Annotated in this window: 28 protein-coding genes; 13 read left to right on the plus strand and 15 right to left on the minus strand. The window is 66.2% G+C overall.

The genetic code is table 11. From position 1 onward, the window contains the following. Positions 1–36: 36 nt before the first annotated feature. A complete protein-coding gene (locus QW881_RS16780; protein ID WP_315755689.1) occupies positions 37–1659 on the plus strand; it encodes an ABC-F family ATP-binding cassette domain-containing protein in 1623 nt (540 codons plus the stop codon). Positions 1660–1717: 58 nt separating this feature from the next. On the opposite strand, the gene QW881_RS16785 is transcribed toward QW881_RS16780, so the two are convergent. From QW881_RS16785 to QW881_RS16795, 3 genes are all read right to left on the minus strand, one after another. After that, complete coding sequence (locus QW881_RS16785; protein ID WP_316172684.1) at positions 1718–2899, minus strand: DUF3592 domain-containing protein; 1182 nt, start codon at positions 2897–2899, stop codon at positions 1718–1720. Positions 2900–3131: 232 nt separating this feature from the next. Continuing rightward, positions 3132–3377: a hypothetical protein gene (locus tag QW881_RS16790; RefSeq protein WP_315741131.1), complete on the minus strand. Its 246-nt coding sequence runs from the start codon at positions 3375–3377 to the stop codon at positions 3132–3134. Between the two features lie 168 nt (positions 3378–3545). Continuing rightward, the gene (locus tag QW881_RS16795; protein WP_315755687.1) at positions 3546–3980 is read right to left on the minus strand and encodes a DUF1810 domain-containing protein; all 435 of its coding nucleotides are present in this window, start codon (positions 3978–3980) and stop codon (positions 3546–3548) included. Positions 3981–4205: 225 nt separating this feature from the next. Between QW881_RS16795 and QW881_RS16800 the strand changes: the two genes are divergently transcribed. Further along, positions 4206–5249: a DUF2778 domain-containing protein gene (locus QW881_RS16800; RefSeq protein WP_315755816.1), complete on the plus strand. Its 1044-nt coding sequence runs from the start codon at positions 4206–4208 to the stop codon at positions 5247–5249. 66 nt (positions 5250–5315) lie between these two features. Further along, complete coding sequence (locus QW881_RS16805) at positions 5316–5573, plus strand: hypothetical protein (protein WP_315712312.1); 258 nt, start codon at positions 5316–5318, stop codon at positions 5571–5573. 1365 nt (positions 5574–6938) lie between these two features. Here the strand turns inward: QW881_RS16805 and QW881_RS16810 are convergent. Beyond that, on the minus strand, positions 6939–7397 hold the full coding sequence (locus QW881_RS16810) for a hypothetical protein (RefSeq protein WP_315755686.1): 459 nt from the start codon (positions 7395–7397) through the stop codon (positions 6939–6941). A gap of 363 nt (positions 7398–7760) precedes the next feature. Between QW881_RS16810 and QW881_RS16815 the strand changes: the two genes are divergently transcribed. Together QW881_RS16815 and QW881_RS16820 are read left to right on the plus strand one after the other, a co-directional pair. Next, entirely contained in the window at positions 7761–7997 is a 237-nt protein-coding gene (locus QW881_RS16815) for a hypothetical protein (RefSeq protein WP_315755685.1), read from the plus strand. Positions 7998–8126: 129 nt separating this feature from the next. Further along, positions 8127–8717 carry an NAD(P)H-dependent oxidoreductase gene (locus QW881_RS16820; RefSeq protein ID WP_315755684.1) on the plus strand — a complete coding sequence of 197 codons (591 nt, stop codon included), beginning with the start codon at positions 8127–8129 and terminating at the stop codon, positions 8715–8717. Positions 8718–8813: 96 nt separating this feature from the next. Here QW881_RS16820 and QW881_RS16825 read toward each other — a convergent pair whose 3' ends face one another. Continuing rightward, a complete protein-coding gene (locus QW881_RS16825) occupies positions 8814–9062 on the minus strand; it encodes a hypothetical protein (protein ID WP_315741135.1) in 249 nt (82 codons plus the stop codon). 362 nt (positions 9063–9424) lie between these two features. Between QW881_RS16825 and QW881_RS16830 the strand changes: the two genes are divergently transcribed. From QW881_RS16830 to QW881_RS16845, 4 genes are all read left to right on the plus strand, one after another. Beyond that, positions 9425–10312, plus strand: a complete 888-nt coding sequence (locus QW881_RS16830) for a LysR substrate-binding domain-containing protein (protein ID WP_315755683.1) — start codon at positions 9425–9427, stop codon at positions 10310–10312. Between the two features lie 121 nt (positions 10313–10433). Then, positions 10434–11723, plus strand: coding sequence for a 4-aminobutyrate--2-oxoglutarate transaminase (gabT, locus tag QW881_RS16835; RefSeq protein WP_315755682.1), 1290 nt, complete (start codon positions 10434–10436; stop codon positions 11721–11723). A 40-nt stretch (positions 11724–11763) separates the two neighbouring features. Continuing rightward, positions 11764–13062 carry an ArgE/DapE family deacylase gene (locus tag QW881_RS16840; RefSeq protein WP_315755681.1) on the plus strand — a complete coding sequence of 433 codons (1299 nt, stop codon included), beginning with the start codon at positions 11764–11766 and terminating at the stop codon, positions 13060–13062. Beyond that, positions 13059–13985 carry a glyoxylate/hydroxypyruvate reductase A gene (locus QW881_RS16845; RefSeq protein WP_315755815.1) on the plus strand — a complete coding sequence of 309 codons (927 nt, stop codon included), beginning with the start codon at positions 13059–13061 and terminating at the stop codon, positions 13983–13985. Before QW881_RS16840 ends, QW881_RS16845 begins: the two co-directional genes overlap by 4 nt. 13 nt (positions 13986–13998) lie before the next feature. Here the strand turns inward: QW881_RS16845 and QW881_RS16850 are convergent, their stop codons facing one another. Both QW881_RS16850 and QW881_RS16855 read right to left on the minus strand, forming a co-directional pair. After that, positions 13999–14382, minus strand: coding sequence for a hypothetical protein (locus tag QW881_RS16850; protein WP_315755680.1), 384 nt, complete (start codon positions 14380–14382; stop codon positions 13999–14001). A gap of 141 nt (positions 14383–14523) precedes the next feature. Then, positions 14524–14757, minus strand: a complete 234-nt coding sequence (locus QW881_RS16855; protein WP_315755679.1) for a DUF6894 family protein — start codon at positions 14755–14757, stop codon at positions 14524–14526. A gap of 208 nt (positions 14758–14965) precedes the next feature. On the opposite strand from QW881_RS16855, the gene QW881_RS16860 reads away from it, so the two are divergent. The 4 genes from QW881_RS16860 to QW881_RS16875 all read left to right on the plus strand — a co-directional run bounded on the left by QW881_RS16860 (position 14966) and on the right by QW881_RS16875 (position 17741). Beyond that, entirely contained in the window at positions 14966–15148 is a 183-nt protein-coding gene (locus QW881_RS16860; protein ID WP_315741166.1) for a hypothetical protein, read from the plus strand. Positions 15149–15370: 222 nt separating this feature from the next. After that, positions 15371–16255, plus strand: coding sequence for a hypothetical protein (locus QW881_RS16865; protein ID WP_315755678.1), 885 nt, complete (start codon positions 15371–15373; stop codon positions 16253–16255). After that, a complete protein-coding gene (locus QW881_RS16870) occupies positions 16245–16622 on the plus strand; it encodes a cytochrome C (RefSeq protein ID WP_315755677.1) in 378 nt (125 codons plus the stop codon). The genes QW881_RS16865 and QW881_RS16870 overlap by 11 nt, the downstream gene beginning before the upstream one ends. A 282-nt stretch (positions 16623–16904) precedes the next feature. Then, positions 16905–17741, plus strand: a complete 837-nt coding sequence (locus QW881_RS16875) for an HD domain-containing protein (protein WP_315741143.1) — start codon at positions 16905–16907, stop codon at positions 17739–17741. 4 nt (positions 17742–17745) lie between these two features. Here the strand turns inward: QW881_RS16875 and QW881_RS16880 are convergent, their stop codons facing one another. The 8 genes from QW881_RS16880 to QW881_RS16915 all read right to left on the minus strand — a co-directional run bounded on the left by QW881_RS16880 (position 17746) and on the right by QW881_RS16915 (position 25700). Next, entirely contained in the window at positions 17746–18420 is a 675-nt protein-coding gene (locus QW881_RS16880; RefSeq protein WP_315755676.1) for an HAD family hydrolase, read from the minus strand. 203 nt (positions 18421–18623) lie between these two features. After that, positions 18624–19031 (minus strand): hypothetical protein, encoded by a 408-nt coding sequence (locus QW881_RS16885; protein ID WP_315741145.1) that lies wholly within the window; start codon positions 19029–19031, stop codon positions 18624–18626. Positions 19032–19138: 107 nt separating this feature from the next. Continuing rightward, entirely contained in the window at positions 19139–19345 is a 207-nt protein-coding gene (locus tag QW881_RS16890; RefSeq protein ID WP_315712292.1) for a hypothetical protein, read from the minus strand. A gap of 133 nt (positions 19346–19478) precedes the next feature. Then, positions 19479–20369, minus strand: a complete 891-nt coding sequence (locus tag QW881_RS16895) for a hypothetical protein (protein WP_315755675.1) — start codon at positions 20367–20369, stop codon at positions 19479–19481. A 522-nt stretch (positions 20370–20891) separates the two neighbouring features. Continuing rightward, positions 20892–22958, minus strand: a complete 2067-nt coding sequence (locus QW881_RS16900; RefSeq protein WP_316158548.1) for a PAS domain S-box protein — start codon at positions 22956–22958, stop codon at positions 20892–20894. Positions 22959–23019: 61 nt separating this feature from the next. Beyond that, positions 23020–23757 (minus strand): Crp/Fnr family transcriptional regulator, encoded by a 738-nt coding sequence (locus tag QW881_RS16905; protein WP_315712288.1) that lies wholly within the window; start codon positions 23755–23757, stop codon positions 23020–23022. A gap of 846 nt (positions 23758–24603) precedes the next feature. Beyond that, a complete protein-coding gene (locus tag QW881_RS16910) occupies positions 24604–25398 on the minus strand; it encodes a DUF72 domain-containing protein (protein WP_315755813.1) in 795 nt (264 codons plus the stop codon). 95 nt (positions 25399–25493) lie between these two features. Continuing rightward, positions 25494–25700 (minus strand): hypothetical protein, encoded by a 207-nt coding sequence (locus QW881_RS16915; protein ID WP_315755673.1) that lies wholly within the window; start codon positions 25698–25700, stop codon positions 25494–25496. Positions 25701–25819: the final 119 nt, after the last annotated feature.

The following is a 25819-nucleotide window of genomic DNA, read 5'->3' on the forward strand; positions in this document are numbered from 1 at the left end:
AAGAGCGGCGGCAACCTGTCCACCGCCTGAGCCCTCATGATCCGCCTCGATAACGTCTCCAAGCAAGTCGGCCACCAGATTCTCTTCATCGAAGCCTCCGCCGCCCTTCAGCGCGGCGAGAAGATCGGCTTGGTCGGTCCGAACGGGGCCGGCAAGACGACGCTGTTCCGGATGATCTCAGGCCGCGAGCAGCCCGACGAGGGGCAGGTCTCGATCGATCGCGGCGTCTCGATCGGCTATTTCAACCAGGATGTCGGCGAGATGTCCGGCCGCAGCGCGGTGGCGGAGGTCATGGACGGCGCCGGGCCGGTGTCGTCGGTGGCGGCCGAGCTCAAGGAGCTCGAGGCCGGCATGGCCGATCCGGACCGTGCCGACGAGATGGACGACATCATCGCGCGCTATGGCGAGGTGCTGGCGCGGTTCGAGGAGCTCGACGGTTACGCGCTCGACAGCCGCGCCCGCGAGGCGCTGGCTGGCCTCGGCTTTTCCGAGGAGATGATGGACAAGGACGTCGGCCTGTTGTCCGGCGGCTGGAAGATGCGCGTCGCGCTGGCGCGCATCCTCTTGATGCGCCCCGACGTCATGCTGCTCGACGAGCCGTCCAACCATCTCGATCTCGAGAGCCTGATCTGGCTGGAGCATTTCCTCAAGGGCTATGAGGGCGCGCTGCTGATGACCTCGCACGACCGCGAGTTCATCAACCGCATCATCAACAAGGTGATCGAGATCGACGCCGGCCAGCTCACGACCTATTCCGGGGACTACGATTTCTACGAGCAGCAGCGGGCGCTGAACGAGAAGCAGCAGCAGGCGCAATATGAGCGCCAGCAGGCGATGCTCGCCAAGGAGATCAAGTTCATCGAGCGCTTCAAGGCGCGGGCCTCGCACGCGGCGCAGGTGCAGAGCCGGGTCAAGAAGCTCGACAAGATCGAGCGGGTCGAGCCGCCGAAGCGGCGCCAGACCGTGGCGTTCGACTTTCTGCCCGCGCCGCGCTCGGGCGAGGATGTGGTGGCGCTGAAGAACGTGTCCAAGAGCTATGGCAGCCGCCGCATCTACGACGGGCTGGACTTCATGATCCGGCGCCGCGAGCGCTGGTGCGTGATGGGTGTCAATGGCGCTGGCAAGTCGACCCTGTTGAAGCTCGTCGCCGGTAGCGCGGAGCCCGATGACGGTTCGGTGACGATCGGCGGCAGCGTCAAGATGGGCTACTTCGCGCAGCACGCGATGGACCTGCTGGACGGCGACGAGACCGTGTTCGAGTCGCTCGAGCATTCGTTTCCGCAAGCCGGTCAAGGCTCGTTGAGGGCCCTGGCGGGATGCTTCGGCTTCTCCGGCGACGACGTCGAAAAGAGATGTCGGGTGCTGTCGGGGGGCGAGAAGGCGCGGCTGGTGATGGCGAAGATGCTCTACGATCCGCCGAACTTCCTGGTGCTGGACGAGCCGACCAACCATCTGGACATGGCGACCAAGGAGATGCTGATCGCGGCCCTGTCGAGCTTCGAGGGCACCATGCTGTTCGTCTCGCACGACCGCCATTTCCTCGCCGCGCTCTCCAACCGCGTGCTTGAGCTGACCCCTGACGGCCTCCATCAGTATGGCGGCGGCTATACCGAGTATGTCGCCCGCAGCGGCCACGAAGCGCCGGGCCTGCGCAGCTGACGACGCGGCCATACTCGTCGCTCGTGCTCTGCTTGCGCTTTGTTCGCATCATCCCCGGCTAGCTCATCTGGACGTGAGTGAAGACGTACAGGAACAGCGCGCCGATCGCGATCAGGAAGATGCCGACCCAGAGCGGCGCCGCGACGCCGCTCTTGTTTGTGGGATCGAGCACGGCCGTCTCGGGTTGTAGCGGATCGTAGTAGACGGTGACGTCGGTGTTGACCGGGAATTTGGCGGCGACGGCTTCAGCGCTCGACCTGTCGGAATGCAGCGCGGTCCAGCCCCAGTTCCAATGCGTGCTGTGGAAAGAGCGACCATCCACCGTGTAGCTGTATTCGATCGTGACCCGGAAACGCTCCTCTTCCGTTTCTCGTCCGCGTTCGTCCTCACGTCGTGTGATCTCCATCGTCACGCCGGAGCGCGTGATGCGCCCCGGCGCAGTCGGCCAGGAGCGGCTCGCCAGGCGCTCCTGCCGCAGCTTCCAATAGGAGGCGAGTGCGACGGCTCCGAAGCCGAACACGGCGAACGGCATCAGGAAGGCGAACAACGGCACGCCAGCCTCGGTCGTGAGCACCTTGCCGGCGAGCGAATGCGCCACCAACACGGCGGTCACGGCCGACAGCACGACGAACAGCACCACAAGCGCCGCCGTGCCGCTGGCATTGGTGGGCTCGAGCACCGATTGCGAGGGGCGTTTCGGATCGTAAAAGACGCGGACCTTCGCGCCTTGCGGATATTTGCCGGCGAGCTCGTCGGCTTGCAGGCGCGTGACGCGGCTCGGGCTGCCGAAACGGATGCGGCGACCTTCGTAGCTCTTGCCCAACACCTCGTAGCGGTAGCGGATGTCAGGCTTGGCATCGGTGTCATCTGCCGACCGATGCGTCGCCGCGACAGACACCGCCGAGGCCACGATCTCCCCCTCGACGACCGGCCAGTCGCGGCCGCCGCTGGTCTTCTTGCGCTGAAGCCAGAGTCCGTAGCCGGAATTGAGGGCGAGAAAGCCGAAGATGCCGGCGGCGACACGGGTCCAGAGCAGGGCGGATGCGGTGAGCATGATGATCTCGCATGGGCCCGCCAGGGCGGGCGGCATGCAGTGGTGTCCTGCGGGTTCCCCTCGGTTCAACAGTGTGCCGGTCCTCTTCAGCTCTCCACCATCTCGCCCATCGAGTTCTTCGACCGTCCGCAGGGCCCGCTGAGCGATTACGTCCACGTTGAAGCCAATCCGGCCTACGCCCTGCATGCGGGCATCCCGAACGTGATCGGGCAGAAGGTCCGCGAGATGGTGCCGGCCGAGGGCTGGGTCGAGCTCTATGGCGGCGTGCTGCGCACTGCTGACCAAGCCGTTCGACATCGAGGCGCTCGCCGGCTGCGTCGTAGCTTGCCGATACGCTTCGCGCTGATGGAACCCGTCGGCATGGTTTTGCCCCGCCAAGCATCATGGCGGGGCGCCAGTGTCGTCAGCCGCCAGCGCGTCAGCCGCCGGCCTCGCACTTCTTCATGAAGCTGGTCTTGGCCGCGCCGGAGAGCTTCTTGCCGTCGGAGCCGACCGCCTTGGTTTCGCAGGTCTCGGCCATGCACTTCTTCATGAACGAGGTCTTGGCGGCGCCGGCCAGCACTTTGCCGTCCTTGCCCACGGCCTTGGTCTCACAGCTATCTTGGGCGAAGGCAGATCCGGCGGCGAAGGTCGCGAGCGCGGCAATCAGGAAAAACTTCTTCATGAGTGTGTCTCCTTGGGACAAACAACGCGGCGGATGGGAGCCGCAAATCTTGGCGCGATCAAGTTTCCTGTTCGGGCTTGTCACCCGAAATCCGGCCGCACGGAAGAGCTGGTTCATTGTCGTGTCGGCCGTATGAGGCCGAGGTGCGCGTCTGCGGTAACCGTGTGCTCATGTGGTGCGGTGCTGCAGAAACGCGAGCGTCGCCGGGTCCCGTGCACCGTCGCAATAGCGATCGAGCGCCCGAGCGAAGATCCCGTTCGGGCTGATCGAATCGAACAGCGTCATGCATGAGCGGAATTTAGCGTCGTCCGGCACACCCAGGATGTCGCGCAGCGACTTGCCCTGGACGCCGAGCACCAGACGGGTGCATTCGAGCAGTCGCGGGCCGAGCAGGGGATGCGTCAGATAGGCCTCGGCCTCGGCGCGGGAGCGGATCGCGTAGCGCTGGGCCATGGCGGAGTGGCCGAGCCCTTCGACCTGCGGAAACACGAACCACATCCAGTGGCTTTGCTTGGCGCCGGCCGCAAGTTCGGCGGTCACGCGCGAATAAATCGAATTCTGTGCGTCGGCAAATCGGCCGAGATCATCACATTCGGCGTTCATCTAATCCTCCAACCAGCTGATTTTTCGATGTAATCGGCTTTCATGCGCGTTCGCGGCTCAGCCGGCGGGACTTGGCCCTCCCTCCATGCCGGGTCACTCCGGGCTGGCGTTTGTCTAGATTATGCCGCACTCTTGCCATCCTATGTCATGACGGGTCGAATCGTACCCCTTGGGGTCGGGCACCTTTCCCGGGTGGTCCGAAAAAGGGGGTATATCGGGGACGTGATGGCTTCCAGTGAAGCAAGCGTAGACGTTCTGTTGTCGCAAGGCCGCTTCGGGCGCTCCGAAGCGATCGCATTCGTGCTTGCAGCACTTGCGATCGCGGCGGGCGCGGCTGCATGGGTCGGCGCCAACAGCGAGGAGACGTCGCTTGCGACCGCGGCGCTGCCGGCCGCCGGCGCGCCGTCCATCACCTTCGAGACACGTTTCGCGCCGGCCTCTGCCTCGGCCACGGCCTATTCGGAAAAAGACGCGGTTCGCGCGCTCGACCGTTTCGCCCTTCGCGGCGCGATCGACCGCCAACTGCTCGATGCCCGGGCCGCGCTGGTGAAGGGCATGGAAGCGCGCGATTCGGGCGCGCGCGACCCCAGCAACAGCGATTGGCGGCCGATGCTGACGGAGGGCAACACCGTCACGATGCCTGCACCGGGCGTGCCGCTGCCGAGACCGCGCCCGTCCGTCGCCAACCTGCCGACCAGCCTGGTTTCGGCCAGTGCGCCTGAAGCCGTCGGACGTGTCGACGATCGCTCGATCCTGCAGAAGCTGTCCGACCTGTTGCCGAGCCCGACCAAGTTCGCCTCGCTCGGTCCGGATAGCGGCATCGTGCGCTCCGGGATCGATCTCGGCGCGCTCGGCTATGACAAGACCGCCGTGTACGACATCAAGGCCAAGATGGTGTATCTGCCGTCCGGCATCGGGCTTGAGGCCCATTCCGGCATGGGCAGCCTGCGCGACGACCCCGAGCACGTCGATCAGCGAATGGTTGGCGCGACCCCGCCTGCCATCTATGACCTGAAGCCGCGCGAAAAACCGTTTCACGGCGTGCGCGCCCTGCGCATGAACGTGGTGGAAGGATCGACCCTGGGCCGGACGGGCCTCCTGACCCACAGCTATATGCTGGGTCCGGAGGGCGATTCGAATGGCTGCGTCTCGATCAAGAATTACGATCGCTTCCTGAAGGCGTATGATGACGGCGAGTTCAACCGACTCGTTGTCGTCGTCGGGCTCGAGGCTGGCACCCCGACGCGGACCGCGCAAAAGACCGAGTGACGTTTTGTTGCTGGGCCTCGGCGCGACCTCGGCGGTGACGCCCGTCGCTTCTTCCGGAAGGTCCCCATGATTGATCCCGCAAACTCGGAAACGCGTCTGCGTACCACCTTCAACATCAAGGTGAACGGCAAGCCAGTCGTGATTTCGACGGTCGGGCAGGCCCATCAGTTCCTCACCAGCCTCAATGCCGTCGAGTGGATGGAGTTCAAGTCGCTGCACGACCAGGCCATGGCTGCGCTGCAGGCCGCGGCCGACAACGCGATCATGACGGTGCAGGCCACCAACGCCGTGCGCACGCTGTTCGTGAGCGCGAAGCTCTTGTGAGGGGGATTGCGGGGGGGGGGGCGCGTGCGATGCGGGGTCTCGTTCGGCTTGGCTATCCTCTCGCTTTCCGCTTCGTGTCATCGCCAGTAATCCGGGGGAGCAGTGATCGATCGAGAAGCCGCAGCGTACAGGATGCCCCGCCTGCGCGGCGCATGACAGCGGGGGAATGGGACGCACCCCGTCCTCTCGTCATGCCGGAGCGCGCGCTAGCACGAGCCTGGCATCTCCAGCCACAGGCGATCATGTGTGGCACTGCGGTCGCTGCAGGGCGCAAGACAAAAGCCATGTGAGCATGGATGCTCAGATCCGCAATTGCGCATCGTGGCTCGCGCTGCGCGGCGGCATGACGGCGTGAGCGTGGAAGCACCGCTCCCCACATGACCTTACCTCTTTCAGGACCTCGGCTTGTGCGCGCATGATCTCGCGATCTCGCGACGCATCCTGCGCCCGAGTGATTCCATTCGTCTTGCCCTCCGCACAGCAGAGGGCGCGGGGAATGCCGGGATGCTGGCCGCAACCCATGGCCCGCCTGCAGAAAAAAAGCAGGCGGCAGTCACCACAGGTTCAGCCGGGCAACCGGCATTCCCCGCGCGATGATCTTAACGGCTGCTTCGCGCGCTCCCCGGTGCGCCGGGCTTTCTGGTCACCGTGCACGACAACGCGCCTTGGGCGCGCCACCGCGGGGGCATCAGCGTCGGGATGCCAGGACCACGCGACTTGACCGTACGCGACATCAGCGTTCGTCGGCGCAAAGATGCGCTGCGCTGCCATCGCGTCCACCGCTCCTCCCGCTCCACGTCCGTGACGACCGCGATACGCCCCTCTTGCGAGCGAGAGATGGCACGACAAAAGCACTGAATCCGATTTAGGAAAAGCGGAATATTTCTGACGATGGGACTGGACAGGCCAAATCAGCTTGATGGGCCTGCTGAAAATCGCTTCTGCGCGCATCGCTCTTCTCGTCCATTCAGTCTCTGGAGCGACGTCGTCAGATGGAAATGCGGCTTGATTTGCCCGGCGGGCAGCCGGTTTCTTCGTTGCGATGATCGTTGTTCGACCAAGTGCCGCGATGCGAACGTATTTGTTAGTCGCCCGGCGCAGGCCAATCGCGCAAGGAGGCCGCGCCATCCAAGGACGCAAGATCGTGGCGCAAGGTCTGCGGCCGGCTTGATCTTTGATGCGGCGGTCGCTGCGGCTACGGTCGACACCGCTGGCCGATCGCATGCGTATACCGCGGTGCACGCGCGGGGCCGTCCAACATCATTGCGCGTCAATGGGTCGGCGAGGCCCAGGTCGGGCTGCCGTTGGAGCTGTTCTACGAAGGCGGCGAGTGACTCTCGCTGATGCTGCGGCGCGGCGGCAGTATCAGTCGGCCATCTCGGCGGCGTCGAGCGCGATCTCCTCGCGCTCGGCCTTCTCGGCTGTCGGAGCGTTGGCGGTCTCGGCCGTTTCGAAATCGTCCTCGGCGATCTCCTGGACAGGAGCCTCCTGGACCTCGGCCGTCTCGACCTGCTCGGCGGCGAGTTCGGCGGCCACGACGGCCTCCGGCTCGGCGTCGTCATTGGCCGGCGTCGAGAACAGGTTGGGGGCTGGGATGGTGGTGGGCACCACCGGCCGCTGCTTGGCCTTGTACCAGGACGAGAATTTTTGCGAGATGCCAGCTTCGAACTCGGCGAGCGGCAGGCTGTTGCCGTCCTCGTCGGTGATGACGACCTGCCAGCCTTCCGCCTCCATCACCTGTGCGTTGGCGAGAACGATGAGGGCGCTTTCGCGCTGCTTGCGGATTGTCTGCTGCTCCCGCTCAGCCACCATCGTGTACGCCATGAACCTGACTCCCACACCTAAACTCGGGACACGTGATGGTCCGAAGCACCATCAGCACGCCGCCACTACGCCGTGAGAGTGTGAGCGCGGCTGGGCCGGATTGCGTTCGCCTAATGACAATTTGGCGGCGTCTCACGGGGTCCGGCAGCGCAAAAGGAGTCGAAGATGCAACAGGCCGCAAAATTGTGGTGCAGGAACGAGAGCGCTTGTTGAAGGTGCGCCGCGACGTGTCATCATTTGATTCTGCGGCGGCAACTGCTTCGCGACATCAGCGAAAGCAGCGGGTGAACCGGACAAACAGCGGGCGAATTGGGGACGGCGATGCGAACTCATCTGTTCAGGATGCGGAATTGGAATGTGGCAATGGCAGGGCTTGCGCTGGCGATGGTCGCCAGCCCGCGCGCGGGCCATGCCTTCACGGAGGACGACCAGCGGCGGCTGTGCACGGGCGACGTGTTCCGGCTGTGCTCGTCGGAGATTCCCGATCGCCAGCGCATCATTGCCTGCATGATGAAGCAGCGCGCCAGCCTCAGCGACGGCTGCCGCAGCGTGTTCGGCCGGCCATCCGAGCGCTCCGCTTCGGCCACGGTGACGCGCTGAGCGTGCCACGCCTCGTTTCCGCCAACCACGCGCCGCCGGTCGATCGATCCGCGGCGTGACCATAGTGACCTCGATGGCAATGCGGCGTGGTAGTCTGGCGCGGATCGTCCGGCCAGGAGTTGACGCGCCATGAGCTTCCGCATCCTCGTCCTCTACGGCTCCTATCGCTCCGACCGGATGGGCATCCGGCTCGCGCAATTCGTCGTGGACGGGTTGCGCGCCAAGGACCAGGACGTCGAGCTGATCGACGCCAGGGCGGTCGGCCTCCCGATGCTCGACCGCATGTACAAGGAATATCCGTCCGGCCAGGCGCCAGCGGCCATGGCCGAGCTTGCGGCCAAGATCCGTGCCGCCGACGGCTTCGTGTTCGTCACCGGCGAATATAATTGGGGCGTGCAGCCGGGACTGAAGAACCTCACCGACCACTTTCTCGAGGAATGGTTCTGGCGTCCGGCGGCGATCGCGAGCTATTCCGCCGGCCGGCTCTCCGGGGCACGCGCCGCCACCGCGTGGCACGGCACGTTGTCGGAGATGGGGATGGTGGTGGTGTCGAGCACGCTTGCCGTCGGCCCGATCGGTCAGGCGCTATCTGCCGACGGCAAGCCGACCGGCGATTCCGGCCAGGCGCTGGAGCGCGCGTTTCCGCGCTTTGCCGACGATCTGTTGTGGTGGGTCGAGGCGGGCAGGGAGCAGCGGGCGCGCAGGGCGCCGCCCTACTGAGCGCGGCACCAGCGCAGGCCGGAGCGCAAGCGCTCCGGCTCTCGTGCCAAGTCCGCTGACCACACGTCCGCGAACCAAGTCCGCGAACCAAGTCCGCTAACGTTGTTCCGCGCTGCCGGCCCCGTTGGTGACCGCGCGCTGACGCGCCGGCGCGCTCGCGCCCTGGCCCTGACAGGGCCGCTCCATCCATGTCCCGTCGGGAGCCTGCTGGTAGGCGCGGCACGGCAGGGACGATGTGGCCTGATCATCCGGTTTGGGCGTCTGGGAGCTTTTCGCCAGTGCGGGGGCGGCCGTCGCGACGAGGGCTGCCAACGAACCGACGGAGATCATTTGGCTGATCCGCATCTTGGGGGTTCTCCTGCTCGAAGCACTGCCGATTCAAAGTCGAATTGTGGAAACTTTTTGGCAAATGGCGGACTGCCATGGCCGCAGGCTTAAGGATCGTTTGCGACGCGGCCTGCCACGTTAAGACGTCCGCGGGAGGTCGCTCCCGCGAGTGTGGCTTTCTCTGGGCTGGCGTTGCGCCGATGCTGACGGTAAGAGCGGCATGACGCGCGCAAGCGCCCTCGTGACCGCGATGCGGCGCTCCGCCCGGAACGCCTCGTGCGGTCAACGGACGCCACCAAGGCAGCCGGCGCTCCGACAATCGTGGCGGTTACCGCTTGAGGGCGGGGAGGGGGATCGCGCAGGCTGAGAACCGTGCGAGCATGACGAGACCTCGATTGCCCTCCCTGATCGCGCTGCGTGCCTTCGAGGCCGTCGGCCGCAAGGGCAGCGTGCGCGCCGCAGGCGACGAACTCGCCGTCAGCCACACCGTGGTCTCGCGTCATCTGCAGAATCTGCAACGCAGCCTGGGCGTGGCGCTGGTGCGTGCCGAGGGGCGGGGCCTCGCGCTGACCGAGGCCGGGCGCCAGTTTCATGCCGAGGTCAGCCAGGCCTTCGACATCATCGCCCGCGCGACAATTTCGGTGCGGCCGGCAGCGCGTCCGACCCTGAACATCTGGTGCATTCCAGGCCTCGCCAATCGCCGCCTGCTGGCGCGGCTGCCCGAGCTGAGCGGCCCGCCGCGCAACTGGGACATCAATTTGCAGCCGACGCTGGCGCACCCCGACCTGCAGCGCGGCGAAGCGGATGCGGAGATTGTCTATGCCGAGGCGATCGACCGGGGCGGCGGCGTGGTCGCCGAGGAGCTGGTGCGCCCACGTGTATTCCCGGTCGCAAGCCCGGCCTATCTGGCGCGATTCCCGGCGATCGCGACGCTCGCCGGCCTCGCCAGGGCCTCGCTGATCCACGAGGAGTCCACCGCGCAATGGGAGCAATGGTTCGAGCTGGCGGGGTATCGGGAGCCGGTCACGTTGCGCGGGCAGCGGCTGTGGCACGCGCATCTCGCCATCGAAGCCGCCCGCTTCGGCCAGGGCGTCGCGCTCGCCAACGAGGTGCTGGTCGCCGATGATCTGCGCGGCGGTGCGCTGGTCGAGGTGATCCCCTCGGCACTCCACATGGGAGCCTATCAGCTCGTCGCGCTCCGGGAGCGCTGGGACGAGCCCGCGATCGTGGCGCTGCGGGCGTGGCTGAAGCAGGTGCTCGCCGCGTAGCCGCGCGCTCATCCCGCTGGGTCTGGTGCATTGCAGGCACCTGTCATCGGGAACAAGCTGATTGATCGCGACGGCTCTCGGCGTAGCCTTCTGCTCGATTTTTCCCACGAGGAGTTGAGCCATGGCTGCAATTTCGGCTGCGAACGAAGACCTGCTGGCGCGACGACATGAGGCCGTCGTCAGGGGCGTGAGCTATGCGACACCGCTGTTTGCTGACCGCGCCCTCAACAGCGAGGTGTGGGACGTCGAGGGCAAGCGCTATGTCGACTTTGCCGGCGGCATCGCGGTGCTCAACACCGGCCACTGCCATCCGCATGTCGTTGCCGCGATCCGGGCGCAGCTCGACCGCTTCACCCACACCTGCTTCCAGGTGCTGCAATACGAGCCGTATGTGCGGCTGAGCGAGCGGCTCAACGCGCTGGCGCCGATTTCGGGGCCGGCCAAGTCGATCCTGCTGACGACCGGCGCGGAGGCGACCGAGAACGCCATCAAGATCGCGCGCGCCGCCACGGGGCGCAGCGGCATCATCGCCTTCACCGGCGCGTTCCACGGCCGCACCGCGCTCGCCAATGCGATGACCGGCAAGGTGATGCCGTACAAGAAGCATTTCGGGCCGCCGCTGCCCGGCGTCTGGCACGCGCCGTTCCCGATCGCCGGCAGCAGCGTGTCGGTCGAGGATACGCTGTCCTACATCAACTTCATCTTCAAGGCTGACATCGACGCCTCGCAGGTCGCGGCCATCATCATCGAGCCGGTGCAGGGCGAGGGCGGCTTCCACCAGGCGCCGCCGGAGCTGATGCGGGGCTTGCGCCGGATCTGCGACAGCAACGGCATCGTGCTGATCGCCGACGAGGTGCAGACCGGCTTCGGCCGCACCGGCAAGATGTTCGCGATGGAGCACTACGACGTGCAGCCGGACGTGATCTGCGTCGCCAAGAGTCTCGCCGGCGGCATGCCGCTGTCCGGCGTGATCGGACGTGCCGCGATCATGGACGCCGCGGAGCCGGGCGGCCTCGGCGGCACCTATGGCGGCAATCCGCTGGCCTGCGCGGCGGCGCTCGCCGTGCTCGACGTGTTCGAGCAGGAGAAGCTGCTCGACCGCGCCAATGCGATCGGCGACCGATTGCGCGCGGCGATCGAGCGCTTCTCGCGCGCCAACAACCTGGTTCCGGTTTCCGAGCCGCGCGGTCCTGGCGCGATGGTTGCATTCGATATCCTGAAGCAGCGCGGCAGCGACGAGCCGGATTCCGAGATGACCAAGCGCGTGACCCGCGTCGCGCACGAGAACGGACTGATCCTGTTGTCCTGCGGCGTCACCGCGAGCACCATCCGCATTCTGGTGCCGCTGACCGCGTCCGACGAGATCGTGGACGAAGGGCTCGCGATCCTGGAGAAGTGCCTGGCCGCCTGACGCGCGGCCGAGGTGAATGGGAAGGCTGGAGGTTTGAGACGTGACTGAAGCTGCGGCGGCTGTGCCGAATGACGTGATGGAGCGGCTCGCCGCCGCTGTTGATGCCAACTTCGCCAAGCAGGTCGCCTTCCTGCAGCAACTCGTCCAGTTCCGCAGCCTGCGCGGCGAAGAGGCGCCGGTGCAGGACTGGCTGGCCGGCGAGTTCGAGACCCGCGGCTATCAGGTCGACCGCTTCAGCCTTGAAGACGTCGACCTGATGCGCCATCCCAAGGCGGCGCCGATGGACAGTATCGCACTCGACGGCTCCGAGCAGGTGGTGGCGACGCTGGACGGCGCGGGCAAGGGACGCAGCCTGATCCTGCAGGGCCACATCGACGTCGTGCCCGAGGGCCCGACCGATCTCTGGAACGATCCGCCCTATGAGGGGATCGTGCGCGACGGCTGGATGATCGGCCGCGGCGCGCAGGACATGAAGGCCGGTGTCTCCGCGATGATCTTCGCGCTTGATGCCATCAAGGCCGCCGGCTTCGTGCCGGACGGGCGCATCCATCTGGAGACCGTGACCGAGGAGGAGAGCACGGGCAACGGCGCGCTCTCGACTCTGATGCGCGGCTATATGGCCGACGCCTGCCTGATCCCGGAGCCGACCGGCCACACGCTGACCCGCGCGCAGGTCGGCGCGATCTGGTTCCGGCTGCGCGTGCGCGGCACGCCGGTGCACGTCGCCTATGCCGAGACCGGCTCCAATGCGATCCTCTCGGCGATGCATCTGATCCGCGCCTTCCAGGAGCACACGAAAGAGATCAACGCGCGTGCCAAGTCGAACGCCTGGTTCGCTGCGGTCAAGGATCCGATCAAGTTCAACGTCGGCATCATCAAGGGCGGCGACTGGGCGAGCTCGACGCCGGCCTGGTGCGACCTCGATTGCCGGCTCGGCGTGCTGCCGGGCGAGATGCCGGCGCAGGCCATGGCCGGCATCGAGCAGTGTCTCGCGAAGGCGCAGGCCGCAGACAGCTTCCTGTCGGAGAATCCGGTCGAGCTGGTGTGGAGCGGCTTCCAGGCCGATCCTGCGGTGTGCGAGCCCGGCAGCGCCGCCGAGGCGGCGCTGGCCGAGGTACATGCACGGGTATTCGAGAAGCCGCTCGACGTGCGGCTCTCTACGGCGGTCAACGACACCCGCTACTATCAGGTCGACTATGGCATCCCGGCGCTGTGCTACGGGCCGTATGGCATCGGTCCGCACGCGTTCGACGAGCGTGTCGATCTCGACAGCGTGCGCAAGACGACGCTGTCGATCGCGATGTTCGTCGCGCAATGGTGCGGACTGCGGCCGGCATGATCAGCATCGCGCTTCTCAGCCGTCCCGGACTGATGGATCCGATGCAGGCGCTGCTCGCGCGCGAGCTGCCGGGCGTGACCGTCGCGTCATGGCCGGAGTCGGCGGCACGCGACGCCGAGCTTGCGGTGTGCTGGAAGCCGGAGCCCGGCGCGCTCGCGACGATGCCGAAGCTGAAGCTGATCCATTCGATCGCGGCGGGCGTCGACAACATCCTGTCCGATCCGACCGTGCCGGATGTGCCGCTGTGCCGGATCGTCGATCCCGATATCTCCGCGGCCATGACCGAGTTCGTGCTGTGGGGGACGCTGTATTTCCACCGCGACTTCGATCGCGTGGTCAGCAATGCGCGCAACGGCGTGTGGCGTCGGTACGAGCAGCGTGCCGCGAAGGACCGTCGGGTCGGCATTCTCGGGCTCGGCGAACTCGGCTCCGCGGCGGCGATCCGTCTGGTCGAGCTGGGCTTCGCGGTGAGCGCGTGGTCGCGCTCGCCCAAGGCGCTCGCCGGTGTGCGGACCTACAGCGGCGCCGATGCGCTCGACGACTTCCTGGGTGAGGCGGAGATCCTGGTCTCGCTGCTGCCGCTGACGGCCTCGACCGTGGGCCTGCTCAACGCCGAGCGTCTGGGCCGGCTGCCCAAGGGTGCCGCGCTGATCCTGTGCAGCCGCGGCGAGCACCTGGTGACGGAGGATCTGGTCGCGCTGCTCCGCAGCGGCCATCTGCGCGGCGCCGTGCTCGACGTCTTCGAGCATGAGCCATTGCCCGCGGACCATGCGCTGTGGCGCGAGCCGGGCGTGCTGGTGACGCCGCACATGGCGGCGATCGCCTCCTGGCAGGTGATCGCGCAGCAGGTGGCGGAGAATGCGCGGCGTCTGCTGCGCGGAGAGACGTTGCTGAACGTCGTCGATCGCGCCCGCGGCTACTGATTTACCAGCGCATCTACTCGAGTGTCTGCACCGGCGGCGCCACCGGGCCGCGCGGCGCCGGCGGAGCGACAGCGATGGTCCGTGCAGGCGGTGGTGCGCTGCGCGGCGCAGCCTGCGGCTGCTGCTGAGGCTCGGTCATCGCAGCCTGGCTGTCCCTGACTGGACGCCGGACCTGCTGCGACCGGGCCGCACGCGAGCGGCGGAAGCCCCAGGAGCGCGCGATCGAAGGACCTGCGGTATAGCCGACGACGGCGCCGGCAACGGCTCCCACCGGCCCGAATACGACGGCGCCCGACAAGGCGCCCAGCGCGGCATCGCCGCCGCGGTGCTCGTCGGCCATCGCCGCCGATGCCGTCAGTGTCAGCGCCAAGGCCGCGGTCGTCAGCAGTCTGGTCATGAGATGTCCCCTCCGTCGCATCAGCGCCGAAATGGCGGACAAATGTGGCGATAAGAATGCGAGGAGCGGAACCTGTAAGGGAGCCAGTAACCCTAATGCGGACACAATGTCTCAGCGCCGCGGCAGGGCGCGCAGCTCCGTTCAATGCATCGGGCCGAGCACCGACGTGAACGGCATGGCGATGATTTCCTCGCCGAGATCGTCGGAAATGTGCAGCACCCAGTCGCGCCAATCCTCGTCGCTTTCGGAGGAAATCAGCGAATGCATGACGCGCTCGGCGTGATCACAGGCCTCGGCGAGATCGATGACCGCGGTTCCACGCCGATCGACGAGGAACTCATCGGGATTGGAGCAGTGGAAGAAGACCTGCGTCATGTCCGTCTCCTCAAATCGCCATCCGGCGAATCTCAGTCAGAAGTAACAGTGCGGCGGCGTGCGCGAAATCGGATTGATCACGTAAGGTAAATTACGGGGCGCAGTTTGAACCGGTGGAACCGGACGTGCAGTGATCCAGCTCACGGAACGCATCGGTGTAGAGAAAGTTGTCGCGGACCATTCGATCCGGCGACAGGAGCTCGACATGATGTCTGAAGTCCAGATCCACGCGATCGCCCGGCAGATGCTCGAGATGCACGGCGCCTCGGCTGTCGCACAAGCTGCGCAGAAGGCGCAGCAATGCGAGGCCAGTGGCGAGGCCGAGGAGGCCCGCGAATGGCGCCACATCTCGGACGCCATGAGGATGATGCGCGGTCCCCATCAGAGCTGACATCGGATTCCAATTTTCAGAATATGCCGCGCGTTCCGGCGGCCTCGCTCGACTCTGCCCGGCCGCAGCCGGCGGTGGATACGTTTCGTCAAGGGGAACGTGTGCCGCATCTCATCCTGGTTTCCGACCCATTTTCCACGCAAGAATCGGGCAACATGATTCGGCAGTGGATTCGCCGCTGACCAACGTTGCCGGCGCGCCCGCCGTCCAGGGATTATTGCCATGGTCTTTTTCAAGCGTGAGCTGAGCCCCGTCGAGATCTTCGAGCGTGCGCTGAAGGACAAGCAGGCCGCGCGGCGGCGGCTGACGGATCGTCTCCGGGTGGCCGAGGCGGCGCTGGACGAGAAGCGCGTCGCCGCGGAGCGGCTCGCCAAGGCCGGCGCCAGCAACGGGCAGCTCGATCGTGCCGAATCGAGGATGCAGGCGGTCGAGCAGAAGGCCAAGGCGCTGCGCGCATCGGTCGCCGAATGCGACGAGCAGATCATCCTGGCGGAGCGCGCCTTCGCCGACGCGGTGGCACAGCGCGACCGCGACCGTGCCGCCAACGACATCGAGGCCGTCGCCACCGCAATCGAGCAGGCGGTTCCTCGCTTCGAGATCGGTGCGGCGGCGCTCGTCGATGCGGTCACGCGCGGCCGTGCGGCGCTGAGCGAGGCCAGCCGCTTCGCGTCCGATGTCGATGACATCCGGCGCGAGGTGCTGTCCGCCGCGGAGCTGATCTGCTGGGAGCTGCGCGCGGCCGCGAGCCGCACGCGGGCCGGCAACATCAATGTGGCCCTGCTGGCGGCGCCCGAGGTGAGGCAACTGCCTGCGCCCGAGACCGACCGTCAGATGATCTACACGCTGAGTCCGCTGACCTGGCGTGAGGGTGAGGAGGTGAAGCGCGTCGCCGCGTTCACCATGACCGCGCTGCCGAAGGCCCTGCTGCCGCTGGCGCTGGCGCATCAGCACGTCGACTATCTCAACGCGCGCCGGGTGCAGACGCTGATGCACGTCCATGGCGGCGGACAGCAGCAGAGCGAGCCGATGCCGGACGATCCGGCGCTGGTCGATCTCGATGCGCTGGGTGTGCAGGCGGAGGAAAGCCCGCGGGCTGATGTCGCCTGAGCGCGGGCGCGTCGGGGCGCGGCTGGGGTTTGTTGGATCGGCCGCGCTGCTGCTGATTGTCATCAGCAGTGCACAGGCGGAAGATCTCGATGCCGGCAAATCCGGCGCGCGGCTGTTTGCGGACAGCTGCGCCACCTGTCATCGCTCGGCACGTGGGCTCGCCAAGGGGCGCTTTCGCCTGACGCTCTATTTGTTCCTGCAGAAGCACTACACCAGCAGCGACGACTCCGCGTCGGCCTTGAGCACCTATCTGCAGTCGGTCGATGCGCCGGCGGCCGCGCCGGCCCGCCGTTCTCCTTCGCGGCGACCGGCCTATCGCGGTGAGACACGACCGCCGCGGCCGCCGCTGCCGGTGCGGGGACGTTAGCGATCGACCTCGATCGCGTCAGATTCAGTCGCTTGGCCCGCAGTTTTCCGGTGTGTGCTCGTCCGGGTGTGGCCGATATCCGCAACCTGGGCTATGCTCGCCGGCCAAGCTGCTCGAACGCTCCGGGGGGCCGATCTCGCGCGTGTCCGTGCGAAGCTGGCCGTCCTGAGCCGTGTCGTCCTGACGTCTCAGTCGTGCCGCGAGCCGCGTTATCGTGATTGTGTTTTCGGGCGTTATGTCTTTTGACGTTGTGTTTGGGCTGTCTGAGGCGGGGCAGCGGCGATGATGACCTTACCGGAGCTCGCGGCAGCGGCGTTGGAGCGTTTCCTCAGCTCCTATATGCGACGCCGTTTCGGATCGTCTCATACCCAGTTGACGGAGATGCTTCCGGCGGCTGCGCGCATCGCGCTGGAATGCATCGGCAACAGCGATGCGCTGTATCACAACGTCGAGCACACCTTGCTGGTCACGCTGGCCGGCCACGAGATCCTGCGCGGCCGCGCGCTGCACAGCCACATGACGGCGGACGACTACGTCCACGTCATCCTGGCCTGCCTGCTCCACGACATCGGTTATGTCCGCGGCCTGTTCAGGGAAGACGACGTCGACGGCTTCGTCATCGATCGCGGCGGCCGCAAGATCTGCCTGCCGCGCGGTGCCTCCGACGCCAGCCTGATGCCGTATCACGTCGACCGCTCGAAGCTGTACGTGATCAACCGCATCGAAGGCATGGCGCCGCTGGACAAGGATCGCATCGCCCGCGCCATCGAGGGCACCCGCTTTCCGCCGCTCGCCGGCCAGCAGTTCGACGAGGAGCAGTCGATCGTGCGCGCCGCCGACCTGATCGGACAGCTCGGCGACCCCAACTACATCCGCAAGGCCAACGCGCTGTATTACGAGTTCGAGGAGGTCGGCATCAACCGGCAGCTCGGCTATGAGTCACCGGCCGATATCGTCAACCGCTATCCGCAGTTCTATTGGAACAGCGTCGCCCCGCACATCCAGACCGAGATCCGCTATCTCAACATGACATCGACGGGGCGCCAGTGGATCGCCAACCTCTATGCCAACGTGTTCCGCGCCGAACGCGACATCTCGCTGTCGGGCCCGCAGAGTTGACCGGCTAACGCCGGCCACCGACCTCGTCGATGTGGCCGAGCAGGTCGGCCGGATCCTCGTAGACGCGGATGGCGCCGGACTGGCGCAGTTCCTCCGAACCATAGCCGCCGCTCAACAGGCCGACGCCGAGCGCCCGGCAGCGGGTTGCGGCGAGCATGTCCCAGATGCTGTCGCCGATCACGACCGCGCGCTCGACCGGCGCGTCGAGGCGGGCGGCGGCGGCGAGAAACAGATCGGGATCAGGCTTGGCGTAGCGGACCTCGTCGCGTGTCACGACAGCGTTGGTCTTGGGATCGACGCCGAGCGCGGCGAGATTGACGGCCGCCGTTTCCATTCTGCCGCTGGTCGCGATCGCCCAGGGGATGCCGGCATCGGTCAGGAAACCGAGCAGCTCACGGGCGCCGGGCAGGGGCCGGACCTGGCCTCCGAGCTTCTGATAGGCCGCCGCATGCGCATTCCGCAGCCGCTCGATCCGCTCGGGCTCGATGGCAAAACCTGTCTCGCGCAGCAACTGATTGGTGAACAGGCCGCCGCTCATGCCGATCTTGCGGTGGATGCGCCAGACCGAGAGCTCGATGTTCTCGGCATCCAGCGCCGTCTTCCAGGCGAGCACATGCTGATAGACGCTGTCGACCAGCGTGCCGTCGAGGTCGAACAGGAAAGCGGTTTCGATGCGCATGGCTCGCTCCGGGCTGGATGTCTGCTGCGTAGCAGCTGCAAGGCCAAGCGGCAGCGGTCATCCGGGTTCCTGCCCGCCGCGGGGCTGTGCCGTGCCCGCTATGGCGGTGCGCAGACCGACGAACGGCGCGTCGTTCGGCCATGGCCGGCAAACGTGCCGTGCGGTCTTTCCACTCCGTCGGCAGCCCCGAGGCCGCTCCGGGGTCAGCCCTTGGGACGGATGAAGCCGGCCAGCGTCTTCTTCTGCTCCTCGCACCAGTTCGTCATGCCGAGGCGGCGCTGATCCATGTCGATGGCCTGCGTGGCGACGGCCACCTCCGCCATCAGATCGTCGTCCTGCTTCTCGCCCATCTTGCCGCCGGTGTGCATGTAGGCGATCGCCTTGCGCACCTTCTCGGTCGTGCCGTCAGGCATCTTCATGTCCTGCGCCTTCTGGACCAGATCCTGATAGACGACATCGACGCCGGGACATTCGACCTTGGTGGCGAACGCCTCCAGCACCATGGTTGTATACATATGGCGTGGCTCGGCGCTGCCCGGTGTCAGGGCCGCCAGCAATGCCGCAGTGGTCAATGCCGCAAGGGTTGACGTGTAAAGCAGACCGTTTCGCATCCTCTGGCTACCTCCCGCTTGTTTTCGGCGAGGCTAGCCTGTGGGCGACGCGCGGGCAACAACGAGCGCAGTGCAGCACGCGCGAAATGATCGAAGGGGCCGGCCGGCTATTTGTTCAGCCGCCGCTCCTGCTCCTTGAGCAGAACGTCGAGCTCCTCGCTCTGCTGCGCGAGGCGGTCGGCGTTGCGCTCCTCGTCGGCCGCACCCGACTGCGAAGCGGCCTGCTCGGTGATCTGGCGGATGTTGTCGCGCAGGATCGCGATGCGGTCTGCGAGGTCGGAGGCGGACAGGACGGTCGGATCGGTCAGGCTCATGAACCCCTCGGCGATGCGCATTGTCAGGCGCAGTTCCTTAGCTCGGAAAGCCGCGTCGCGACAAGTGGATCGACGACATCGATCACCGCCGTGTCGATCGGCGCAGACCAGCGCCGGCGCCTGTGCGGATCCCTCAGCGCACCGGCATTGGCGGACGCACCACGGGCTGGTCCGGATCGACCGGCGCCGACGGCAGCGGCATCGGAGCAGGCGGCGGAGGAGCCATGCCGGCGGCGGCCGGCGGCGGCGTGCGCGGCCGGTGCACTGCTGCTGCACCAGGCTGTGCCGGGGTCACGGCCGCGGTCGCAGGGCGTGGGGCCGGGCGCGGCCGGATCGTCTGCTCGATGGCGCGCGGATCGAACGACCGTGCTTCCGCAGTCCGCTCGCTCGGCCGCTCGGCGGGCCTGTCGCTGGGCTTGGCCTCGGCGACCCGCGCCATGTCGCGGACCATCTGCTCCTGCCCGGCCTTCAACTGTGCGAGGCTCGTCTTCAGCTCGCCGATCTGCTGGCCCAAGGCAGCGAGGTCGTGGGCCATCGATTGCAGCAACTGCTCCTGCGACGCGGTCGCGCCAACCGCGCTCGTTGCGTGCTCCTGCGCCTCAGCCGGCGCTTCGGCGGCCGTCTGCTGGGGCGCGGTCGCGGCTGGCTGTGCCGCGGCGTCCTTGTCGGCGTTCGATGCCAGCGTGATCCGCGGCATCCAATGCGCGATCATCTCCTGGGCTTGGTCTCCGTAGCTCTGCCAGGCGGCCGCGGCGACCGCGCTGCCGACGGCGAACAGCACCGCCAGAATGGTGCGCACGGCCCAGGTGGCGAACGTGCTGCGCTCTCCGGTGACCGCGAGGTCGCTCGTCGCCTGCGTCCTGTAGTCAGGGTCGATCTTCGGCAAGGGGACATCCGGCGGCCGTTGCGAGCTGCGCCTGTCCGCTTCGGCGGCGGTGCGATCCGCGCGGGCCGCCAGCACGATCTCGGGATCGATCATGGCATGAGGCTGCTGATCGCCGTCTTTGGTCGTCGTTGCAAGCATTGACGCTCCGTCCTCCGTTGTCGTCCGCCTCGCAGGCGGCGCTCGGCTCTGTACCGATGTGTCGTCCTAACCAACGCCCTCGTGCACCAATGCTCCGCGTACTCACGCTGCATCGTACCTACGCTTCGTGACACCAACGTCGGATGACGACCGCGCCACAGGACGCTCGGCCTCTCGGCCGCATCAGCACAGAACCTGGATACCGGTTGTCCCTCGTGCCCACGCACCTGCATGTTCACGGTGATTCATCTTGGCCAGAGCCGCATGCTCAGGAACATCCCATCATCGTTCCGTCGCGTCGACGCTCGGCCGATTCCCAATCTCATCGACACTTGGTTATATCCGCCCAAACCAAGGCGAAGACATGGCGGTTGCGCGACCCATGCGACCTCCACCTCTGGCCGCAGGCGGAGCATACCCCGAATGCACCGCGAAGGCTATGCCGACAGCGTTTCTCCGCGCCGACGAGATCCCGGCCATTGTTGCCGACCGGTGCCGCGAAATGAAGCTTCGATCGGCCCGTCAACGCTTGAGAATGTCGTCGGTGGGCAGCCGGATCTCGCAGCAGAGGCCGCTCGGCTCGAAGCGCCGCACGACGCGGGCACCGACCTCGTACGGCAGCATCTGTTCCAGCAGCACGGTTCCAAAGCCCTGGCGCTGCGCACTCAGCGTGCGTCCGGACATGCCGGTCTCGGTCCAGTCGATGACCAGCCAGTCGGCCGCGTCGTGCTTGTCGAGCCGCCATTCGATCCTGATGAAGCCCCGCGGCACCGTCAGCGCGCCATATTTCAGCGCATTGGTCGCGAGCTCGTGCATGGCAAGCCCGATGCTCTCGGCCGCCTTCGGCTTCAGCCGCACCTGGGGGCCCAACAGCGAGAATTGCCTGTCCTCGCGCGCGGCTCCGGCGCGCAGCTCATCGGCGATCAGCTCGGCCAGATCGAAACCGGCGAGGGGATCGCGCGTGACGACCGCCTGGATGCGCGACAGCGCCGTGATGCGGCCTTCGAGGTGACTGGCGAAATCCTCGACACTGTCGCTCGAGTCGCCCGTGCGGCGGATGATCGAGCGGATCACGGCGAGCATGTTGCGGACGCGGTGCTGCAACTCGGCGAGCAGCAGCTTCTGGTGCTCGGAGGCCGAGACCAGCGCCGTGATGTCCTGGGTGATGCCGCCGATGCGCTGCACCTGCCCCACCTCGTCAACCATGGGAAAACTCCGGATGCGCAGCCAGCGCGTGACGCCGTCCGGCTGCCTGACGATACGGACGTCCAGGCTGTCGCGCTGGCCGCGCCGGGCGCGCTCCAGGCTCTCGAGGGCGCGGGGCCGGTCCTCCGGCAGCATGAGTTCGGTCCACGATGCGAGATGGTCGCCGCGGAGCACGGCGGTGCGCGGGACGCCATAGATCGTCTCGAATGCGGGGCTGAGATATTCCCATTGCAGGGTCTCGGCATCGCGGATCCACACCACGTCGGAGGACGCTTCGCCGAATTGGCGGAAGCGCGCCTCGCTGTCGCGCAGCGCGGCCTCGGTACGCTTGCGGTCGTCGATGTTCATCACGAGCTCGACGAGGGTGCCGTCGCCGAGGTCACGGCCGGCGAACATCATCCAGGCGCGTTCGCCGTTCTTGCGAAAATACTGCTTCTCATAGGGACCGAGCCGGCCGGTCTGCCGCAGCAGCTCGATCTGGTCGCTCGAAGTGCGCATCCATTCCGGGGGGGGCAGGCTCTCCCAGGTCAGCTGGCCGCTGTTGATCTCCTGGCGCGAATAGCCTGTCATCGCCAAGAAGGCCTCGTTGGCGTCGATCAGGGTGCCGGCTGCATGATCGAAGAACAGCACGCCGACCGAATCGATCTCGAGGAGGCGGCGCAGTCGATGATCGCTGGCATCGCCGCCATTCGAATGCGGCTGCTGTGCGGGCGGCCCAGCGTCCGGCAGCTCGCTGCAGCCGAGGCAGACGGCGAGCTCAGGATCGGCCTGTGCGAGGGCAAGCACGTCCGCATCGATCGTGAGCAGGTGAGCATCGGCCCAGAAATGCGCTGTGCGCAGATAGGCGAGGAAGGCCGCCAGCAGATCGAACCTGGTGTTGCCGAAGGCGTGTCGGATCGCGCGCCGCGAGCGGTCGGAATCAGCACTTTGCATGAACAGCACCGACGCGGCCTCGAACAGGTCCGCCTCGCCGTCGCTGCCCGGCTCCGGGATGTCGAGCGGGGGCTGGATGAGTTCGAGCCGGTCGAGCGCCGCCGCGGTGCGCACGGGATCCGCGAGCGGCCGCGCGAGCAGTTGACGCGCCCGATCGATCGTCTCGGGGCGGGATGCCGAGTCGCCCGCGGGCTTGCCCAATCCGACCAGAAAACCGAAATGCCGGGTCAGACAATAAGGCGAATGGTTGAGGCGCGACAGATGGACGGCGAGCCGCTCCTTGAACAGGGCCGGCAGCGGGGTGTCGAGATAGGCGGATTTGGCGAACTGCCAGAGCTGTCGGGTCGCCTCAGGCGCTGACGGCGCCGACCTGAACAGGTTGGGCATCAGCCCGAGGCGCTGCACGATCTCCTGCTCGAAGGGTCCGTCAACCATGCGCTGTTCGACCATCGCCGTTTCCCCGGCAGAGTGCCGAGCCGGTCAGCATAGCGCAAGTGCCGCTCCGAACCTCTCACTCATTCGCGTCGAGCTGACGGCCTTCGCGGTCCAAATGCAAGTAATTCGCGTTGAACAGGCCTGCGCTCATCAGGCGCTCGAGGTCCGGAAGTACCAGCATCTTGCCCTTGAGCACGATCAGGTTGCTGGCGCGCAGTTCCTGCAGCGTGCGGTTGACGTGGACCTTCGACAGGCCGGTCGCCTCGGCGAGATCGGCCTGGGTGAGCGGGAAGCTGCAGCTGCTGTCGTCGGCGAGACCCGCCAGGCGCAGCCGGAAGAACAGTTCGCACAACAGGTGCGCCATGCGTTCGGACGCGGTGCGCTGCCCGAGATTCATGGTCCATTCGCGCTGGATCGCGGCATTGACCAGCGTCTCCCACCAGAATGCGGTCGCAATGCGCGGATAACCGGCACTGATCTCGTCGAAGAACTCGCGCGGCAGATCGGCGATCGACACCGGCGTGATGGTGCCGATCGAATGGTCCATCTCGCGCAGAATGAAGATGTTGAGATCGCAGATATCGCCAGGCAGGAAGAACGAGACGATCTGGCGGCGGCCGTCCTCGAGCTGCTTGTAGCGGCAGGCCCAGCCATTCAGGATCAGATGCACGTCCTTGGGCTTCTCGCCTTCGCGCGCGATGTCGGTGCGTGGCGCGAAGGTCCTTACCCGCTGAGCCGCAGCGCGGTTGAGCATCAGGCGGTCGGCCGCAGAGAGGCGGACGAAATTCTCGAGCTTGCGTACCAGATGACTCAAAGAGCGGTTCCCCCGAGTTAGTTTATTGGGGTTCCATGTGGTGCGACTTCAATAACTTATGTTAGCATCATACCGCGTTGGCCGCTGGATCTTTCTACACTTGCATGAGGAATCAGCGCGGGGCCCGGAGTCGGAGAGATTGCCGCGGCTTCTTGCGATGCCCGTGCTCCCAAGCGATGCTCGAAGCACGAGCAACATCGCGCGATCCCGACCAACCTTTCGCGCCTCTGTCGTGGAACTCTCATGAAAACTGATGAGGACCACCGTCGAAGCCCGTTGATTTACGGGAATCGACGCGTGGTGGCGACGATCTGGCGCCACGCCAGGTCCGCGGACTTAAGACCCCCTCAGGCTCCGCTTCCTAAGTTGATCAAAACAATCAACTGGAAATGCATCATGCGAGTCGGTCAGCTCTTTGCGGTGTCGATGCTCTCGGTCACGGCGCTTGCTTGTATTCTCGGGGCCCCGGCGATCGGCGCCAAGCGCCCGCTGGCTGCGGCCGAGTAATCCAGCATCGATCGCGCGCAAGGCCGGATCGAGGTCGATCGCGAACGCGATCGAATCGAGCATTGATCAACTCGGCAATCCTCCGAAAGTCGCGCAGGCGATGTCTGAGGCGGTCGAGGCGTATTTCACCAATGCAGCGGGACTGATCGAGAAGGAGACCGTGGTGTCGCGCAGCAATGCCGGCTGATGACGAAGTCCTCCGTGCTCGGCGCAATGCCGAGCGCCGAATTCACCCGGTCTTTTCGCAGACTGATTGGGCGAGGGCAGGGCCGGCGAGTACCAGGCAGCCAAGCGTGCTGAGTGTGCGTCGCATGGGTTGTTCCTCTCGTTGGTTGCGGCCTAAACCGAGAGATGTCCACGATGTTCTGTCGACCTCGCGCGCGCCGCGCCGTGTGTCCGGTGAGGGGACGCCGCGAGCAACCGGCGCAGCCGCAAAGCGTCGGCGGGCGCCGCGCTCTTCTGGTCGTTGTCGAAATAGACGTAGACGTCGATCCCGTGCGTCGCCCAGGCGCGAATGCGCTTGGCCCAGGTCGCGAGCGTTGCGTCGGTATAGTTGTCCTTGTAGCGGCCGCCGGGGCCGTGTCCGCGCACATAGACGAAATCGGCCGTGCGCTTCCACGGCGCCGGGGCGTCGTGATGGTCCGACAGGCAGAGCGAGATGTTCGCGTCCCTCAGCAGGCGCATGATGGCCGGCGTGTACCAGCTCGGGTGACGGAATTCGAAACTGTAGCGCCGGTGCCTCGGCAGCAGCGGCAGAAAGGACTCGAGGCGCTCGGGATTCGCTTCGAATTGCGGCGGCAGCTGGAACAGCACGGGGCCGGCCTTGTCGCCGAGCAGCGACAGCCGGCTCTCCATCAGCGCAATGCTGTTGACCGAGCGCGCGGACAGGCGCTTCCAATGCGTGATGAACTTGGAGGCCTTCCAGGCAAAAACGAAATCGGGGCCGGTCTGATCGCGCCAGCCGCGGACGGCGGCTTCCGTCGGCGTCCGGTAGAACACGCCATTCAGCTCGGTGGTCTCGAACTGGCTGGCGTAGTAGGGCAGCTGGTGCCTGATCAGAAGGCCCTGCGGAAAGAAGGCGCCGCGCCAGGACCCGTAATGCCATCCCGATGTGCCGACCACGACCCGGGCCATCATCGTCCTCTCGCCGAGACAAGAACTCGAGAGCAAAGCGTCGTGCCGGCGTTCGGGTTCCTTTCACAGTCGCGGCAGATGACGAGGCGAGTGTCCTAACGTCCCGCGGCGTGCAGCACGGGCGCACTCAACAGCTCGTTGATATGCGCCGCCGTTTCGGCCTGCATCGCCTTCTTCAGCATGATGTCGCGTTCGGGGCCCACGGGAAGACGCGCTGCGGCCTCGCGGGCAGCGGTTGCAGCCTGCTGCAGCCGCTGGCCGAACGACGCTGTCTGCTTGCGCCGGTTCCGGTTGACCTTCATGGCGAAACTCCTGTTCCTTTTGAACAGAAGTGTGCGGCGCCGAGCCTGTGACGTCGCTAACACACGTTACCGTGCAATTCACTATCACTGGAGGTCATTTTGGAACCAACAACAAGGAT

It is taken from the genome of Bradyrhizobium sp. SZCCHNS3016 (assembly GCF_032484535.1).
In the GTDB taxonomy this organism is placed as follows: Bacteria; Pseudomonadota; Alphaproteobacteria; order Rhizobiales; family Xanthobacteraceae; genus Bradyrhizobium.

Excerpts from the sequence above, each read along its gene's own strand:
- QW881_RS16780 (WP_315755689.1), top strand. The coding sequence starts at position 37 with ATGATCCGCCTCGATAACGTCTCCAAGCAAGTCGGCCACCAGATTCTC.
- QW881_RS16785 (WP_316172684.1), bottom strand. The coding sequence starts at position 2,899 with ATGCAGGGCGTAGGCCGGATTGGCTTCAACGTGGACGTAATCGCTCAG.
- QW881_RS16790 (WP_315741131.1), bottom strand. The coding sequence starts at position 3,377 with ATGAAGAAGTTTTTCCTGATTGCCGCGCTCGCGACCTTCGCCGCCGGA.
- QW881_RS16795 (WP_315755687.1), bottom strand. The coding sequence starts at position 3,980 with ATGAACGCCGAATGTGATGATCTCGGCCGATTTGCCGACGCACAGAAT.
- QW881_RS16800 (WP_315755816.1), top strand. The coding sequence starts at position 4,206 with ATGGCTTCCAGTGAAGCAAGCGTAGACGTTCTGTTGTCGCAAGGCCGC.
- QW881_RS16805 (WP_315712312.1), top strand. The coding sequence starts at position 5,316 with ATGATTGATCCCGCAAACTCGGAAACGCGTCTGCGTACCACCTTCAAC.
- QW881_RS16810 (WP_315755686.1), bottom strand. The coding sequence starts at position 7,397 with ATGGCGTACACGATGGTGGCTGAGCGGGAGCAGCAGACAATCCGCAAG.
- QW881_RS16815 (WP_315755685.1), top strand. The coding sequence starts at position 7,761 with ATGGCAGGGCTTGCGCTGGCGATGGTCGCCAGCCCGCGCGCGGGCCAT.
- QW881_RS16820 (WP_315755684.1), top strand. The coding sequence starts at position 8,127 with ATGAGCTTCCGCATCCTCGTCCTCTACGGCTCCTATCGCTCCGACCGG.
- QW881_RS16825 (WP_315741135.1), bottom strand. The coding sequence starts at position 9,062 with ATGCGGATCAGCCAAATGATCTCCGTCGGTTCGTTGGCAGCCCTCGTC.
- QW881_RS16830 (WP_315755683.1), top strand. The coding sequence starts at position 9,425 with ATGACGAGACCTCGATTGCCCTCCCTGATCGCGCTGCGTGCCTTCGAG.
- gabT (WP_315755682.1), top strand. The coding sequence starts at position 10,434 with ATGGCTGCAATTTCGGCTGCGAACGAAGACCTGCTGGCGCGACGACAT.
- QW881_RS16845 (WP_315755815.1), top strand. The coding sequence starts at position 13,059 with ATGATCAGCATCGCGCTTCTCAGCCGTCCCGGACTGATGGATCCGATG.
- QW881_RS16850 (WP_315755680.1), bottom strand. The coding sequence starts at position 14,382 with ATGACCAGACTGCTGACGACCGCGGCCTTGGCGCTGACACTGACGGCA.
- QW881_RS16855 (WP_315755679.1), bottom strand. The coding sequence starts at position 14,757 with ATGACGCAGGTCTTCTTCCACTGCTCCAATCCCGATGAGTTCCTCGTC.
- QW881_RS16860 (WP_315741166.1), top strand. The coding sequence starts at position 14,966 with ATGTCTGAAGTCCAGATCCACGCGATCGCCCGGCAGATGCTCGAGATG.
- QW881_RS16865 (WP_315755678.1), top strand. The coding sequence starts at position 15,371 with ATGGTCTTTTTCAAGCGTGAGCTGAGCCCCGTCGAGATCTTCGAGCGT.
- QW881_RS16870 (WP_315755677.1), top strand. The coding sequence starts at position 16,245 with ATGTCGCCTGAGCGCGGGCGCGTCGGGGCGCGGCTGGGGTTTGTTGGA.
- QW881_RS16875 (WP_315741143.1), top strand. The coding sequence starts at position 16,905 with ATGATGACCTTACCGGAGCTCGCGGCAGCGGCGTTGGAGCGTTTCCTC.
- QW881_RS16880 (WP_315755676.1), bottom strand. The coding sequence starts at position 18,420 with ATGCGCATCGAAACCGCTTTCCTGTTCGACCTCGACGGCACGCTGGTC.
- QW881_RS16885 (WP_315741145.1), bottom strand. The coding sequence starts at position 19,031 with ATGCGAAACGGTCTGCTTTACACGTCAACCCTTGCGGCATTGACCACT.
- QW881_RS16890 (WP_315712292.1), bottom strand. The coding sequence starts at position 19,345 with ATGAGCCTGACCGATCCGACCGTCCTGTCCGCCTCCGACCTCGCAGAC.
- QW881_RS16895 (WP_315755675.1), bottom strand. The coding sequence starts at position 20,369 with ATGCTTGCAACGACGACCAAAGACGGCGATCAGCAGCCTCATGCCATG.
- QW881_RS16900 (WP_316158548.1), bottom strand. The coding sequence starts at position 22,958 with ATGGTCGAACAGCGCATGGTTGACGGACCCTTCGAGCAGGAGATCGTG.
- QW881_RS16910 (WP_315755813.1), bottom strand. The coding sequence starts at position 25,398 with ATGGCCCGGGTCGTGGTCGGCACATCGGGATGGCATTACGGGTCCTGG.
- QW881_RS16915 (WP_315755673.1), bottom strand. The coding sequence starts at position 25,700 with ATGAAGGTCAACCGGAACCGGCGCAAGCAGACAGCGTCGTTCGGCCAG.